Below are 15,980 nucleotides of genomic sequence, written 5' to 3'. Positions count from 1 at the left end.
GTTTTTTATTTGTAGCTTCTTACCGTTGGCTGTATCTCTTCAAATATCAGCGGCTCTCTGATCAGCTCAGGTTCACTGTTTTCATCGGTCCATGCCCATGCGGAGATAAACTGATATTCGGCATCATTCCTTAAAGCTTCTCCGTCCGGAGTTTGATATTCTTCCCGGAAGTGAGCCCCGCAGGATTCATTTCGGGTTAAAGCATCATAACACATCAGTTCACCGATCTCGAAATAATCGGCAACGCGGCCTGCTTTTTCAAGTTCTGTATTCATCGTGTCTCGCTGCCCGGAAACCCGTACATCTCTATAAAATTCCTGTTTTAATTTCCTGATTTCTCCGATGGCATATTTCAGCCCTTCTTCATTCCTTGCCAGTCCACAATAATCATATAAGAGTTTTCCCAGCGTTTTATGGAAATAATCAACGGTTTTGGTTCCTCTGATATTGATGAAATCCTGAATCTGTTTTTTTACAGCATTTTCGGCGGTTTCAAACTCAGGACCATCCGCTGATATTTTTCCGGTATGGATTTCATCAGCCAGATAATTAGCAATCGTATAAGGGGCGATAAAATAGCCATCTACAGAAGCCTGAAGAAGTGAATTGGCTCCCAGTCTGTTCGCTCCGTGATCTGCAAAATTGGCTTCACCCAAAGCAAAAAGTCCCGGAATAGTAGTCATCAATTCATAATCTACCCAAAGTCCGCCCATTGAAAAGTGGGCAGAAGGGGAAATCATCATCGGTTCATTATAAGCGTTGTATCCTGTGATTTTAAGATACATATCAAATAGATTTCCATATTTTTCCTGAATCTTTTCCTTTCCCTGTTCCCGTATCGCTTTTGAAAAATCAAGATAAACTGCATTTTTCAAAGGCCCGATTCCAAAACCGGCATCAATTCTTTCTTTGGCGGCACGGGAAGAAATATCTCTCGGAGCCAGGTTTCCAAAAGCGGGATACCTGCGTTCCAGATAATAGTCTCTTTCGTTTTCCTGAATATCATTGGGTGGTCTGGTTTCATCAACCTTTGACGGAACCCAGATCCTTCCGTCGTTACGCAATGATTCTGACATCAGGGTTAATTTAGACTGATAATCTCCCGATTGCGGAAGAGAAGTAGGGTGCACCTGAATCCAGCTGGGGGAAGCCATCAACGCTCCTTTTTTATGAGCCCGCCAGATCGCAGAACCATTACAGCCCATGGCTAAGGTGGAGAGATAATAAATTTTCCCATAACCTCCAGTTGCGAGAATGACTGCATGAGCAGCATGTCTTTCAATTTCTCCGGTATCTAAATTTCTGACGATAATGCCTCTTGCTTTACCATCGATCATGACCAGATCGAGCATTTCATGTCTGGAATAAAGTTGTACCGTTCCTTTTCCAACCTGTCTCATCAGCGCCTGATAGGCTCCAAGAAGAAGTTGCTGACCGGTTTGTCCCCTTGCATAAAACGTCCTGCTTACCTGAACACCACCGAAGGAACGGTTATTAAGGTAGCCACCATATTCGCGCCCGAACGGAACGCCTTGCGCTACGGCCTGATCGATGAGGTTTAAAGAACATTCAGCCATACGGTAAACATTGGCTTCACGGGCTCTGAAATCTCCCCCTTTCAATGTGTCTACGAACATTCTGTAAACACTGTCGCCATCATTCTTATAATTTTTAGCGGCATTCACACCACCTTGTGCTGCTACCGAATGGGCTCTCCTCGGGCTGTCCTGAAAACAGAATGATTTGACATTATAGCCCATTTCACCCAGAGAAGCGGCAACAGAGCTTCCTGCCAGTCCGGTTCCGACGACAATAACGTCAAGCTTTTTACGGTTGGCAGGATTGACGAGCTTAGCCTTCTTTTTATAATTGTCCCATTTTTGTTCCAACGGGCCTTGAGGTATTTTTGAATTTAAGATCATAACTTTTCTGTTTAATGGGCAGTAAAGAATACATAAATGGGCATCAGCGCAAAACCTATACTGATAATGACTGCATATACAATTCCGGCGGTTTTGAACCATTTTACAAACTTGGGGTGAAATAATCCCAGCGTTCTGGCCGCACTGTGAATTCCATGAATCAGATGATAGCATAAAGCTCCCATTGATACTACATAAATGATGACATACCACCATTCTTTGAAAACCGTTACGACAAGAATGTACAGATCCTTATTTCCGTTGTCATCCAGCGGTGGGTTTCCAAATTTGTAAACATACCAGAAATTCTGAAAGTGAATCATCAGAAAGATCAGGATCAACGTACCGAGAATTCCCATATTTCGGGAATACCATTTGCTGGCTCGCCCACGTCTTTCCGACTGATAACTCCCTCCCGATTTTTTATTTTTTAAAGTAATGACCAATCCGTCCAGAGCATGCAGAATAATACTTGCATACAGGACGTACGAAACCATTTTGATCAGAATATTTCCTGATAGAAAATGCGAATAGGCATTAAACTGAAGGTGCGCCTGCTCCGGCGGAAGAAACAGCTGGAGATTTCCCAAGAAATGGATCAACAGGAAGAAGCTCAGGAATAGTCCTGTAAGGCACATCAGCATTTTTCTTGACAAGGTTGACAGCATATTTTTGATTTAATGATTAATAATATCCTAAAACTTTCATCCAAAGTCCTCCGACTCCCATATAGATGATGAGTAAAACAATTCCGATTTCAAGACCTCTCAGCCACCAGGCTTTCAGATCTACATAACCGCTGCCGTAGAATACCGGAGCAGGGCCGTGGCCGTAATGGGTGAGTACTCCATAAATTGAACCTAAGAAACCAAGCATCATAGCCAATAGCATAGGCGGGATTCCTAGAGAAACACCAACGCCCAATAACGCAGCATACATGGCAGCCACGTGAGCTGTTGCACTCGCAAAAATATAGTGACTGAAAAAGTACACGACAATGATTACCGGAAAGGCCACCTGCCAGCTTAATCCGCCTATTTTTACTTTAATCAGATCACTAAACCAGCCGATAAAACCAAGCTCATTTAAAGAACTGGCCATCATCACCAGCACTGCAAACCAAACGATGGTATCCCAGGCTCCTTTTTCCCCCTTAATATCTTCCCAAGTCAGTACGGAAGTAAGAAGCAACATGGTAAGTCCGATGAAAGCCGTTGTAGTGGCATCAATTGACAGTGCTCCTCCAAATATCCAAAGGGCTAACAGGATAAAGAAAGCAAGTAACATTAACCACTCATTTCTGGAAATAGGTCCCATTTCCTTTAATTTCTGAGCCGCCATTTTCGGAGCATCCCCTGTTTTTTTCAATTCAGGCGGATATAATTTGTATAAAACCAACGGGACCACAAAGAATGCAACTAAGCCCGGAACGAAACCGGCTGCAGCCCATGACATCCACGTAATATTGATACCTAAATTCGCTGCAAATTTCTGACACATCGGATTACTCGCAGTCCCGGTAAGGAACATGGATGAAGCAATGAGGTTCATATAATAACTGTTCAGGGTAAGAAAAGATCCCAGCTTTCGATGGGTTTCCGGTTTTTCTGGAACAGAATCGAAACTGATGGCCATAGATTTCATGATCGGGTAGATGATTCCACCTCCTCTTGCGGTATTACTCGGAATGGCTGGAGCAAGACACACATCGGCCAGTCCAAGTCCGTAAGCCAGTCCCAATGAGCTTTTACCGAAGATTCTGATGAATAAAAAAGCAATCCTGTTTCCCAATCCTGTTTTGATAAATCCTCTGGCGATAAAGAATGAGATCCCGATCAGCCAGATCACTTTATCCCCGAATCCGGAAAGTGCTTTCGTGATGGATTTTCCGGCATCTCCGGGAGCGACTACCTGGGTAAGTGCTGTAAATGCAATAGCCATCATACACATGGTGCCCATAGGGGCTGCTTTAAGGATGATTCCTAAGATGGTAGCTGCGAAAATAGCAAATAGATGCCAGGCATTCTCAGCAACGCCTTCCGGAGCCGGAATAAACCATATGATCAGCGCAACGGCAAACGTTATCGCGATATTTCTGATATTAATTTCTTTCATGATCTATAAATATTTAAGCGGTTAAAATCTACTTTGCACCTGAACAATGAAGAGATTGTTGTTGTATTGTGATGTATTTTCTACCTGATGTTTGTATCGGTCGAACTGTACGCCAAGCTGGATTCTTGCTCCATAGTTTTTCAGGAATTCCAGCCCAAACATCGGAGTAATCGTCTGCCTTGGATTGGAATTCAGCCTGAAATTGGTATCCAGATATTCATACCGGCAGGACAGTTCAAAGGCGCTGAGGTTTTTATGATTGATCTCGTACCGCAGATTCGGAAGGAAGTAGGCTCCACGGATCAGATATTGGTCAGGATTCGAAGGTCTCAGTTCCGGATCGATGGTGTTGTAAAGGACATGATTGGTCGCCTGTTTGGCTTCCAGCTGCATATCCAGACTCCATTTCGGGTCAAAGTGGATCAGTGAGCTGAGATCAATCCCAACTGCGTATACTTTTTTGCTTAAAACTTCGCCTACACCTCCATTCAGGCCGACATTGAAATTATATTTTTTAGACAAACCGAAAACCAATCTCGTAGAATACTGCTTCCCGTTATCGTTGTCGTTGATCTGATTCTTTCCGTTACCATTAACGACTGACACCGCATATTGAAAAGGAATCTGCCCCAGTTGAAGCTGTCCCGTTGCAGAAAGTCCGATCTGGAAGCTTGTCCAGCCGAGTTTTCCAAATTCCGTATACTGATTGGACCAATCCAGAGATTTGATGATGTCAATAGGATACGTTTCTTCAATTCCGAACCATGGTCTGAACTGACCGACCGTAAAGGCGAGTTTTGGGTTGAAGGTGTATTTCAGGTAAGCATTTTCAAGAACTCTGCTTTTAGGATCGTTTTTAAAATCAGCGAGGTTGGCAAGTGCTACCACTTCTGTTCTTTTGCTGATCTGAGCGCGTACCTGAACCCTCATGTACTTCAGCATGAAATTGTTGCTGGTTCCTGATCCGTCCGCATGATGCAAACCGTTTACGTCTACATCTTTACTCATGCCTACGAGATAACGCGCCTGGAAAAGGCCTTTGATCTGAAGCACCGGATATTTCACGTTGTCTTCCTCCTGCTTGTTCTGCTGCAGAGAGTCCTGGATTTGTGCACCGGCGAAAAAACCTGCCAACAGGGCACAAAAGATCAGACTTCTCTTTTTGGTTGAAAAAAGAGTCATAGTATTTGTGTTTAATGAATTATTATCTGGGAGCCTAGAAATTTGAAAGAGACTTGCTCCAATTCATAGAACAGTTTGTGTTCATCATATTTTCCGGGTCTTCGTAGGTTTCCTCTCTATTGTCTTCGCAATGGATTCTGATTCCTGATATGAGGATGGGGGTGAGGATAATTAAAGGGAACTTTTTCATAATCGTATTATTTGAATTTAAATGAGAATTTAATTGGAGATAATGCAAAAAAAATCAACAATTTTTAAACGTATTCATTATTTGGTGATATAAATTTAATAAATTTTGTTTAATTAACATAATTATTTTAAGAGTTAATGTAAAATTCATGTGATGAATCATGATGGGAAAATTAAACTTGACCGGCCTCAAAATTTTTAGTATATTATAAATTAAAAGCCATTATCACTATCTAAAAAGCAAGCGTATTAGTGCTGAAATTCAGATAGATTCATGTCACGGATTGCAGGGATGATGGTGTTTTAAGGACTTCCGTGATTTCATACCACAAAATAATATGTCGTTAAAAAAATCGTTATATTTGGTAGATCAAAGAAAGATATGAATTTTGTAGAGTGTCATGAGGAGCCCATCCATATTCCTGGGTATATACAAAGTTTTGGATACCTGATTGGCATTGATGCAGAATCTCATTCCATCACTTTTTTCAGCAGGAATATTTCGGATATATTCAGAATCGAAAATGCGGAACAGCTTTTTGGGAGATACCTTATGGATTTTCCTGAAATCTTCCGTACTGTTCTTGATTCGGATCTTTATACTTCTCTGAAGGACTTTACAAAAAGAGAAAACGAAACGCATTTTGATAAGGTATTTATCAGTGGTAAGGAATATCATTTTTCCATTTTCAGAAGCGGGAAACATATTTTTCTGGAATTTGAAGCGGTGCTGGAAAACCCCAACAAGCGTATTTCCAATAAGTATGACAATTTCTATGTCATCGACAATGAAAAAGAGCTTTGGGAACAGTTACTGAGCACCCTTTCCAAGATCGTGAATTATGACCGGATGATGGTGTATAAATTTATGATGGACGGCTCAGGAAAAGTGATTGCAGAACGGAGGGATGAAAATATGGAAAGCTACCTCGGTCTTCATTATCCGGAGTCTGATATTCCAAAGCAGGCCAGAGAACTTTATTTAAAAAAAAGAAAGAGAATTTTCAGCAATGTGTATGCAGATACGGTTCCGTTGATAAGCAGGACAGATGAAACCATTGATCTTACTTTTGCGGCATCGCGCGGGATGTCACCTGTTCACGGGCAATATATCAAAAATTCCGGTGCATCTTCCAGTTTCAGTGTGTCTATTATTATTGAGGACCATCTCTGGGGACTGGTAACCTGTCAGAATTCAGAGGCTAAACATATTGATCTTGAAGACCGAGTGCAGGCCGGTATTTTTACGGCTTTGGCTTCTAATGCCTATTCTTCATTTAAATCAAAAAATGAACTGAACTACCGTCTGGAACTGAACGAGAAATCGTCACAGCTGAAAGCGGAGTTTTTAAAACATAATAATCTGTTCGATTCGTTGGCAGACAATAAAGCAAGAATCAGGAAACTGCCTGAAGCAGATGGTCTGGTAATTATTGCCGAGGGCGATATGGTGACTGTAGGAACGGTTCCTGAACGTGGAACAATTGATACAATTGCGCACTGGGCCCTCGAAAATACCACGGAAAGTATTTTTGTCAGCAGAAGTTTTCTTAAAGATTACGGAGAGGAATTGGGGCTGGATGAAAGTGCGGCCGGAGTCATTATCTATTTTATCGAAAGAACAAAAAAGGAAATGCTGATCTGGTTCCGTAAAGAGTTTGATGAGCATATCAGCTGGGCGGGAAATCCTGAGAAGAAAATCGGGGTGGTCCTTCAGAACGGGGAAGAAAAGCAGATCATTTCTCCGAGAACGTCTTTTCACATCTTCACGGAGAATATTAAAGGAAATTCGAAAAGGTGGAATTCAAGAGACATCAGTTCGGTGCAGACCGTGCGGGATGTGATACTTGAAACTTCGCACAAGCAGTACAATGCCATCAAAGCCCTGAACAATGAGCTTAGAAAGGTCAATGAGGAACTCGACAGTTTTTCGTATACGATTTCGCATGACCTTGGAACGCCTTTGACCGTCATGAAACTGAACGCACAAATGCTGCTTGCCAATTTTGAAAAAACAGAAAAAAATAAAAATAAACTGACCTCTATCGTTGAAGAAATCGACAGTATGGCAGAAATGATGCATGATGTTCTGCAGCTCAGCCGTGCAAAACACAGCGAGATAGAATTAGAACGCTTGCAGCCGGCCAATACGATTCTGAAGATTTCTGAAAATGCAAAGATTACTTTCGAAAGCCCGAATAGTGAGATTATTATCAAGGAATGTCCCGATGTGCTCGCTGATAAAACGATGCTTCATCAGGTGTTTTTAAATATCATCAATAATGCAGTAAAATACTCCTCTCATAAGGATGAACCTAAGGTTGAAATCTGGGGAGCGGAAGAGGACGGACATATTGTGTACAGGATCTCAGACAACGGAATCGGGATTCCACAGGAGGAAAAACACAAAATGTTTAAGATCTTCAACCGGATGGATAATGCGAAAAAATTTAAGGGGAATGGAGTAGGGCTGTCCATTGTACACAGAATCATGAAAAGGATTGGTGGAAATGTGGATTATGATAACAATAAAGAGGGGACTTGTTTCATTTTAACGTTCAAAAAACCGTAAATTTGGGAAACTTTAAAAACCTTATTTATGGTATCAGAGTATCTTAAGCAAAATACAGCGGAATATCACGATGCTGCGGAGAAACTTTTCAATTCTGAAAAAATTTTTAATAAAACGTTCACTCTGGAAGATTACAAAAAGATCATCCATACCAATTATCTGATGCTTCTTCACAGTGAAGATAAAATATTCGGAAGTCTTTCTGATAAATATTCAGAAAAGCTTCAACTTAACAACAGAAAGAAACTTTCCCTTATTGAGAAAGATCTAGAAAGCCTTTCTCTGGAAAACCAGACTGCTTCCCACGATCTTGAATTTGACAACGAACATGAAGCTTTAGGAGCCATGTACGTGATCGAAGGTTCTACTTTAGGTGGGAACGTGATCGCTAAACAGCTTTCTAAAACAGAAGGTTTTGACCATGTGACTTTCAATTTCTTCGGATGCTACCAGGAAAATACAGGACCGATGTGGAAAAACTTCAAAGAGGTTCTGGATACGGAAGTGACTGAAGCTAACTACAATGAAGTCCTGTCAGGAGCAAAAAAACTATATACGTTTTTACTGAACGTCAATTAATTCCATTGAACCCTAATTAAATTCCTGAAAAATTGCCCACATTTTCAGGAATTGTTAAATTTGGGCGTTTCAATTTTTAGACTAAACTAAAAAATAATTTAAAAAAAGTATACAATATGAAAGTAACTGTAGTAGGTGCAGGCGCTGTAGGAGCAAGCTGTGCAGAATACATCGCAATGAAAAACTTCTGTTCAGAAGTAGTTTTAGTAGACATTAAAGAAGGATTTGCTGAAGGTAAGGCAATGGATTTGATGCAAACTGCATCGTTGAACGGATTCGATACAAAAATTACCGGAACAACAGGAGATTACAGCAAAACTGCAGGTTCTCATGTAGCAGTAATCACTTCAGGTATTCCAAGAAAACCTGGAATGACAAGAGAAGAGCTTATCGGTATCAATGCTGGTATCGTGAAAGAAGTTACTCAAAACCTGGTAAAGAATTCTCCGGAAGTTATCATCATCGTAGTTTCCAACCCAATGGATACTATGGCTTATTTAGTACACAAAACTTCAGGTCTTCCTAAGCACAAAATCATCGGAATGGGTGGTGCATTAGACTCTGCAAGATTCAAATACAGATTGGCTGAAGCTTTGGAAAGCCCAATCTCTGATGTAGACGGTATGGTAATCGCTGCACACAGTGATACCGGAATGCTTCCATTATTGAGCAAAGCGACAAGAAACGGTGTTCCTGTAACTGAATTCTTAGATGACGAGCAACAAAAATACGTTATCGAAGAAACTAAAGTAGGAGGAGCTACATTAACTAAATTATTAGGAACTTCAGCTTGGTATGCACCAGGTGCAGCAGTTTCTGTAATGGTTCAGGCGATCGCTTGCGACCAGAAAAAAATGATTCCTTGTTCTCTAATGCTTGAAGGTGAATACGGTCAAAATGATATCTGCCTTGGTGTTCCTGCTATTATCGGAGCCAACGGGGTAGAAAAGATCGTCAACGTAACTCTTACTGCAGATGAGCAGTTGAAGTTTGCTGAAGCAGCTAATGCTGTGAGAGAAGTGAACGGAGATCTTAAGTTTTAATTGATTTAAGCTTTATATAATAGCTCAGCGCGGCCTTCGGCCGCGCTGAGCTATTATATGTATAGGATTTTTAAGAGAATTTGTTTGTATTCGGCGCGGCCTCTGGCCGCGCCGAATACAAATTTTCACCTAATTTTATTCACAAAATCGATAACAGCACTAACGAATTCTTTATTTCTCTCATAATACAAAAGATGTCCTCCATCAATAGAAACAACCTTCTGGTCAGGAAACTTAAATGTTTTGTAATGCTGCGTTCCTACGGCTTTATCTTTTTTTCCGGTGATAATTAACACCGGAACATGGATGTCTTTTGTAAGCGGCGCATGGTCCATGTAATATTCCGGAAAATCTTTAGGTTTAGAAATTACGGCCATCCCAAAATCTATGATCCTTGGATGAAGGGAATCTATTTTGTCCGTCTGTTTGATGGTTTCAATGTCTTCGGTGAGAAATTTATACCCGATTCTTTTCTTTCTTAATGCGGCACTTATTTTTGATAGTTCAGTAGAAAGACTGTCGTCAGAAATGGTCTTATTGGGTTGTTGAAGTAGGCTGTTTCCATATTCAATCTGCTCTTTTAAAGATTCATTGTTGAGGAAATGAAGTGTGATATTAGCCAAGATAAGCCCTTTGGTATGTTGAGGATATTTTTTAGCATAATGAGTGGCAATAATTCCCCCGAAAGAATGAGCCAGCAAAAAAACTTTGTCAATTTTCAAATGCTGTCTGAGTTCTTCAATGTCCTGAACCATTGCTTCGAGATGATAATTATCTGATGTCCCTGATTGCCCTGAACCCCGCTGATCCATATAAATCATTTTCATCTTTTTTTCAAGGCTGTTTCCACCTAAGAGTTCAAATGACGGATATCCCTGCCCCGGACCTCCCGGAACATAAATACATGCTTCCCCTTTTCCGGAAACTTTATAGTTTATCCTGACATGATCAGAGGTTTCAAAAGACCTTTCAGTACTGCCTTCCTGTGCTGAAACAGAATTAACGGCAAGAAATAATAACAGGAGTAAGCAGATGTTTTTCATATTATAATAACAGTTGAGAGGGGTGGTTTATTACCCGTGAGAGATTGTTTTTTTAATATGATTTTATGAACTCAACCTATTTTAAATTCCTCCTTTCTTTTTCTTTTTTTAACCCTTTCCAGTTAATAATGTTGATGACTAATAGCGGAAGAAGACATATGGGGACGATCATGATCGGTGTAAAACCTTTTCTGATAGTCAATAAGATTGTCGCAGAAAATAGCACTACCATTGACGCACCAAGCATAACAGTAAGGATCTTGAGTTTTTTTTCACTGCTGATCAGTTCTTCATCAGTGTATTCGGTTATCAGTTTGTTTCTCATATTAGTTTCTTTTGATGACTTCAAGATGGCCAATACTTGAGACAGGAGCTATTTTAATCTGTTTTTCGTCTTTTTTAACGTAAAAGTAATAGATGCTGTTAATATCGATCAGGTATACCGGAGACTTTTCTCCGGAACCGTTGGTAAGGATATAATTATGTTTTAAAGTTTGGGTTTCCAGCCTTTGTTTGATTTTCTCACCCTGACCTATTCCTAACCCTACAAACAGAGCAAGAAGCTCAAATCCTGCAAGGATGACAAATGCCGGGATCATTGCCTTTCGAAGCTCCCGTTTATCAAGATCCGGATTCATTCTATAGCTTTTCAGTATTTTCTGAACCAGGTTGGTATGACTGTATTTAACAAATAAAACCTGAATTAAAAAGAAAAGAAGAACCACCGAAAGCACCATCAGAATCAGTATGGGATTGGAGATCATATCTGAAATAGGACTGATCAGGATATCAGTAATAGAAGAATACTTCAGAATATTGATTCCCAAAGGATAAAAAAGGATAGTTTCCTTTAAAAGCCCAAGAATAATTAAATAAATATACCCTAATGGCAGAAGTGATTGAATTTTTTCTAAATATTTCATGGTACTAATATATTATTTTTAACTTAATACCTCAAGCATCTAAAGATTATACTATATAATCAGATCATCCCCGAGAATATGAAAAGAAGTATGCTGTTGATCAGTAGCATTGCCGGACTCTTTTTTTTTTTTCAATAAATAAAAGCCTCAAACCGGATAATTCTATTGAAAAACAGGTTGAAAAGATTGCCGACAGTATTAAAGTGAATGATATTTCGTCGCTATAACTTTCAGATTAGTACAAAAACAAAAAGAGCGGTAAAAAGACCGCCCCTCAAGATTTATCTAACAAAATTTTTTTAAATATAAACACATCCGCATCCGGTTTCCCAGTCTTGACACAAATGCATCGGCTCAGTACAGCCTCCCCCTGGATGGCCTCCTCCTGTAACTCTGTAGCAGATACCATCATTACAATAATATGATCCTATAGTATGCGGGCAGTTACCGTCAGCATCACACATGCCATAAGCGATATCGCCTCCGCTGATGAATTCAAGTTGTTTTCTCGTTAATTTCTTTAAATTTTTCATAGCAGTTAATATTTTTAATTTGTTGATTACTAATATAAGTATTTTTAATACACGCATAGGTGATTTAAATGAGATTATTTAAAAATTTAAAGATTAAATCATTAGGTGATTTAAAAAATATCAGGATAGAAGCTTATGATACATTACAAAAATAAAACTGCGGAGAAGAAATATTTCTTCCCCGCAGTAAGGTTATATATAAGGAACCAGTTATTGATTCATCATGCTGAAAGCACCCTCAGAACCTGCAAAGAAGCTGCTGTAGAGAACTTCAGTATTTCCAACACGGATCTCATACGCGTCGTCAATCAGGCCTTGTACCAAACTATCAGCTACCTCTGAAGCCGGAATACCGTTTTCCCTGCCTCCGATTTCTGCGGATAAATCTGTATTGACAAGTGGTGGCATCAGTTCAAAAACTTTAACAGAGGTATCTTTGGCCAGTTCATGTCTCAGCAATTGCGTATAAGAGTGAAGAGCTGCTTTAGAATCTGAATAGGTGGGAACATGAGAACCCGGCGCAAATGCTACAATAGAAGAAACATTGACAACAGCCGCGTTTTCCTGTTGTTTTAATAAAGGGAGTAATTTTTCTGTCAGACGGATCGGAGCAAAATAATTGGTCTCAAATTCTGCTGAAGCTTTAGTGTAGGTATCTGATGCGTCAGAAAGTGTGTAAGCATAGGCGTGTCCTGCATTATTGATCAGAATATTGAGCCCCCCGAAATTGATCTTAATTTCCTCTACCAATCGTTCTACATCTTTCTCATTGGTAATGTCCGCCTGAATAGTGAAGACATTTTCAAGACCTTCTGCGGCGGTATCAAGCTTTTCTTTGCTTCTTCCGGCAATAATAATTTTGTTGGATGCATTCAGTGATTTTGCAATTTCCAGTCCGATTCCTGATCCTCCGCCAGTAATTAAAATCGTGTTGTTGGTAATGTTCATGATTTTTTGGTATTAAATTATTAAATATTTTTAAATTGTACTATTCAGTACAAAATTGGTTAAAAAATTTTAGTCCAGTATTTTAAGATTGATTTCAATAATACCTTTCAGTATTTCCGGTGAGCTTTCCATTCTTTTGGTCACATGAATTCCGTTCCAAAAATTACTAAGATGCCAACCGATAAGTTCCGGATCTTCTGTGCTGGTGATTTGTCCGTTTTCCTGTGCATTTCTGACCGTTTCCGCAAACAGAACCTGCAGTTTTTTCAGCATTTGAGCGGTAATTTTTTTTATCTCATCATCCTTTTCAGATAGCTGTACTAGCGCATTTCCCAGATAGCAGCCGGGCTCTTTGTCGCATTCAGCAGTGTTGGCGATATTCAGAAAAAAACGTTTGAGGAATTGGATTTTATTGTCAGACGCAGCAAGGCTTTCTGAAATTTTTTGATAGAAATGGTCTGAAAACTGGCTGATAGAGCGCATATAAAGTTCTTTCTTTCCTCCTTTGAAGGTAAGATAAAAACTGCCTTTTCCAATGCCCATAGCATGAAGGAGTTCCTCGGCAGAAGCTGTATCATAGCCTTTGTCTCTGAAAACTTCAGTTGCTTTTGCTACAACTTCATGCTCGTCAAATATTTTAGGTCTTCCTGCCATTGGGATTAATTGTGGGACAAAGGTATACAATTGTACCATTCGGTACAAAATAAAAAATTCAATATGTTTTATAGTTTCTGTCGATTACAAAAGCAGATGATTGAGTAAAAGCGCTTCAACCTACAGATCTAAAGTCATAAAAACAGCGGTTTCCTCAGGATTGTCGTACAATCTTGTATTCAGTCCCGTTATGCTGAATCCCATCCTTCTGTAAAATTGGATCGCCGGATAATTCGTGTTCTGCGTTTCAAGTTCAATGATTCTGCAGTTTAAATGTCTCGCTTCACGGACAGCCCGTTTGATCAGTTGGGCACCGGCTCCGCTTCTTCTGAATTTTTCACTGATCAGAATATTTTCGATGTAGAAGCTGTTGTTCCACGTTCTGCGCTCGCAGATGATCCAGCCCATGAGCTCTCCATCTTCAAAAACCCCGAAAGATTGTCCCTTTTCAATGATCTCATTAAGCTCATCAATATCGGTGGAATGGGTCTCCCAGACCTTGGAGTAGGTCATGGATTTTTCTTTGAGTACAAATTCAAAAGAACCGCCATATTCAACAAAAGAGACGGACAGGATTTTGTCCGTAGTGTATCCGTTAAGTCCCCAGCCTGAGGTGGGATCTTCAGTCAGTTTTTCTAATTTTTTGATTTCCATGGAAATAAAAAGTATGATTGTTTTTTACAGGATTTCTGTGCAGATTTCTACTAAATAATGATCAGGATCTTTTACATAAGCTACTTTTTGGCCCCAAGGTTTTACGGCTACATCTTCGTAAATAACAGCTCCGTTGTCAACTGCTTTTTCTACCAGCTTCTCAACATCATCCGTTGTAAATCCCAATTCGATTCCGAAAGGCTTTTCTTCAGATTTGGAAGATATAAAGCCCTTTTTTATATTGGAACCGGCTAAACTTATGGAGGCAAAAGAAAGACTGGTTTCTCCGGTAAGCAGTTCTCCGTAGTCTTTTTCAGGTGTGATGAATTTAACCGGCAAGTCAAATGTCTGGTGATAAAAGTTCATGGACTTTTCAACATCTTCAACGTATAAAATGACGTATTTGAATTTGATCATATGAATCAGTTTTTTGTACATACTTGGTTAAAAAGTTGTGTTCCTTCGGTTTGTTCAAACTCTTTTAATTTTTTTAAGGCAATACATGCTGTAGTCATATCTTTTTTATCAAGGCTGATGGAAACAGTATTATACAGGGCATCTACATTGGTATTGTCGAGGTCAAATGCTTTGTTAAATAATTCGATGGCTTTATCTAATTTTTTATCGTTCAGAGCGTTAATTCCTTTGTTGTATGTTTCGCTAGATAATGTTTTATCTTTTATTATGACAGGAATTTCACCAGGATCATTACGCTCATTTTTAAAAAAAGCAAATTTCATCGTTGCCTGTGGATACTCAGTCTTGTGTTTAAAAGAATAGGGGATAATAACCTGATCAAAGTTTTTAAAAGCTGTAATGGTCCATTGATGGTAACTTTTTTCAATAGTTGATTTTAAAAATTCCATACCTTTTGTATTCTTCTTAGATTCAGGAGTGTTTTCATATTGTAAATCAACCTTTTGTTTTTTTGGATAAATAATAATATTTCCTTTTCCAGTAAGATTACTATTGTACATATAGTCTTCCGGTATCTCAAAGAAAATATTCTTTTTAAGGGAAGGGGTAAAATATGAGCTGGCTACTGCGATGCTGTCATTCTTTAATGTACTGATATATTCATTCTGAAGTTTTGAAATTCGAACGAACCACATTTTCTCTATTTTATCGTTACTGGTGATTCCATCAGCTCTATCAATAACACTTAATGTATCATTAGTTAACTTATCAATTTCATAGAAGGTTTTTGGTGAAGTTCTGATGCTTTTATTTTCGATCTTAATATCTAAGCATTTTTTTCGATCTTCAAATATCGGATCTGGATATTCGCAAAGTTGATGATCAGAAAGTTTCCAGATTAAAAATCGATCAGATCTTTCTGAAAGATTTCGGCTTCCGTCAAGCATTCTGGATTTTACCAGTGCCCAATCATCAAGTACTTGCTGTTTATTGGTTTGTGAACTTGTTTTAATGAGAATGAAAATAAGAAAAAAGGGAATATACTTGCGCATAAATTGAGCTATTAATTATGGCTGTAAAAGTAAGTAAATTTCTAATGTAATAAATCTGGTATTTCTGAAACACTTGCTGGTCCAGACTCTTTCATACATAAAAGACATTTTTATATAGGAGGTCACCTGAACTAATAGAAATTGATAGCTTACG

16 protein-coding genes are annotated in these 15,980 nt (G+C 39.2%); 3 read left to right on the top strand and 13 right to left on the bottom strand.

Going from position 1 to position 15,980, the window contains the following annotated elements:
* Positions 1 to 5 precede the first annotated feature (5 nt).
* The 4 genes from LC419_RS03460 to LC419_RS03445 are packed head-to-tail and all read right to left on the bottom strand — an operon-like array spanning position 6 to position 5,219.
* Positions 6 to 1,922 (bottom strand): fumarate reductase/succinate dehydrogenase flavoprotein subunit, encoded by a 1,917-nt coding sequence (locus LC419_RS03460; protein WP_223606035.1) that lies wholly within the window; start codon positions 1,920 to 1,922, stop codon positions 6 to 8.
* Positions 1,923 to 1,933: 11 nt separating this feature from the next.
* The gene (locus LC419_RS03455; protein ID WP_223606034.1) at positions 1,934 to 2,590 is read right to left on the bottom strand and encodes a succinate dehydrogenase cytochrome b subunit; all 657 of its coding nucleotides are present in this window, start codon (positions 2,588 to 2,590) and stop codon (positions 1,934 to 1,936) included.
* Between the two features lie 16 nt (positions 2,591 to 2,606).
* Positions 2,607 to 4,037: an anion permease gene (locus tag LC419_RS03450; protein ID WP_223606033.1), complete on the bottom strand. Its 1,431-nt coding sequence runs from the start codon at positions 4,035 to 4,037 to the stop codon at positions 2,607 to 2,609.
* A gap of 21 nt (positions 4,038 to 4,058) precedes the next feature.
* The gene (locus LC419_RS03445; protein WP_223606032.1) at positions 4,059 to 5,219 is read right to left on the bottom strand and encodes a porin; all 1,161 of its coding nucleotides are present in this window, start codon (positions 5,217 to 5,219) and stop codon (positions 4,059 to 4,061) included.
* A gap of 571 nt (positions 5,220 to 5,790) precedes the next feature.
* On the opposite strand from LC419_RS03445, the gene LC419_RS03440 reads away from it, so the two are divergent.
* From LC419_RS03440 to LC419_RS03430, 3 genes are all read left to right on the top strand, one after another.
* On the top strand, positions 5,791 to 7,980 hold the full coding sequence (locus LC419_RS03440) for an ATP-binding protein (protein WP_223606031.1): 2,190 nt from the start codon (positions 5,791 to 5,793) through the stop codon (positions 7,978 to 7,980).
* A 27-nt stretch (positions 7,981 to 8,007) separates the two neighbouring features.
* Entirely contained in the window at positions 8,008 to 8,559 is a 552-nt protein-coding gene (locus LC419_RS03435) for a biliverdin-producing heme oxygenase (protein ID WP_223606030.1), read from the top strand.
* A gap of 116 nt (positions 8,560 to 8,675) precedes the next feature.
* A complete protein-coding gene (locus tag LC419_RS03430) occupies positions 8,676 to 9,602 on the top strand; it encodes a malate dehydrogenase (protein ID WP_090023522.1) in 927 nt (308 codons plus the stop codon).
* 125 nt (positions 9,603 to 9,727) lie between these two features.
* On the opposite strand, the gene LC419_RS03425 is transcribed toward LC419_RS03430, so the two are convergent.
* From LC419_RS03425 to LC419_RS03385, 9 genes are all read right to left on the bottom strand, one after another.
* On the bottom strand, positions 9,728 to 10,645 hold the full coding sequence (locus tag LC419_RS03425; RefSeq protein WP_223606029.1) for an alpha/beta fold hydrolase: 918 nt from the start codon (positions 10,643 to 10,645) through the stop codon (positions 9,728 to 9,730).
* 76 nt (positions 10,646 to 10,721) lie between these two features.
* Complete coding sequence (locus tag LC419_RS03420; protein ID WP_223606028.1) at positions 10,722 to 10,970, bottom strand: hypothetical protein; 249 nt, start codon at positions 10,968 to 10,970, stop codon at positions 10,722 to 10,724.
* A 1-nt stretch (position 10,971) separates the two neighbouring features.
* Entirely contained in the window at positions 10,972 to 11,568 is a 597-nt protein-coding gene (locus LC419_RS03415; RefSeq protein ID WP_223606027.1) for a hypothetical protein, read from the bottom strand.
* Between the two features lie 299 nt (positions 11,569 to 11,867).
* The gene (locus LC419_RS03410) at positions 11,868 to 12,101 is read right to left on the bottom strand and encodes a hypothetical protein (RefSeq protein WP_223606026.1); all 234 of its coding nucleotides are present in this window, start codon (positions 12,099 to 12,101) and stop codon (positions 11,868 to 11,870) included.
* A 210-nt stretch (positions 12,102 to 12,311) separates the two neighbouring features.
* Positions 12,312 to 13,049: an SDR family oxidoreductase gene (locus LC419_RS03405; protein WP_223606025.1), complete on the bottom strand. Its 738-nt coding sequence runs from the start codon at positions 13,047 to 13,049 to the stop codon at positions 12,312 to 12,314.
* 69 nt (positions 13,050 to 13,118) lie between these two features.
* Entirely contained in the window at positions 13,119 to 13,703 is a 585-nt protein-coding gene (locus LC419_RS03400; protein WP_223606024.1) for a TetR/AcrR family transcriptional regulator, read from the bottom strand.
* A gap of 120 nt (positions 13,704 to 13,823) precedes the next feature.
* Positions 13,824 to 14,357: a GNAT family N-acetyltransferase gene (locus LC419_RS03395; protein ID WP_223606023.1), complete on the bottom strand. Its 534-nt coding sequence runs from the start codon at positions 14,355 to 14,357 to the stop codon at positions 13,824 to 13,826.
* A 24-nt stretch (positions 14,358 to 14,381) separates the two neighbouring features.
* Complete coding sequence (locus tag LC419_RS03390; protein ID WP_223606022.1) at positions 14,382 to 14,774, bottom strand: VOC family protein; 393 nt, start codon at positions 14,772 to 14,774, stop codon at positions 14,382 to 14,384.
* A gap of 5 nt (positions 14,775 to 14,779) precedes the next feature.
* Positions 14,780 to 15,826 (bottom strand): lipopolysaccharide assembly protein LapB, encoded by a 1,047-nt coding sequence (locus LC419_RS03385; protein WP_223606021.1) that lies wholly within the window; start codon positions 15,824 to 15,826, stop codon positions 14,780 to 14,782.
* Positions 15,827 to 15,980 lie beyond the last annotated feature (154 nt).

The sequence above is a fragment of the Chryseobacterium sp. OSA05B genome (genome assembly GCF_019970065.1).
Classification (GTDB): Bacteria; Bacteroidota; Bacteroidia; order Flavobacteriales; family Weeksellaceae; genus Chryseobacterium.
This window is presented reverse-complemented; position numbering and strand designations above follow the sequence as displayed.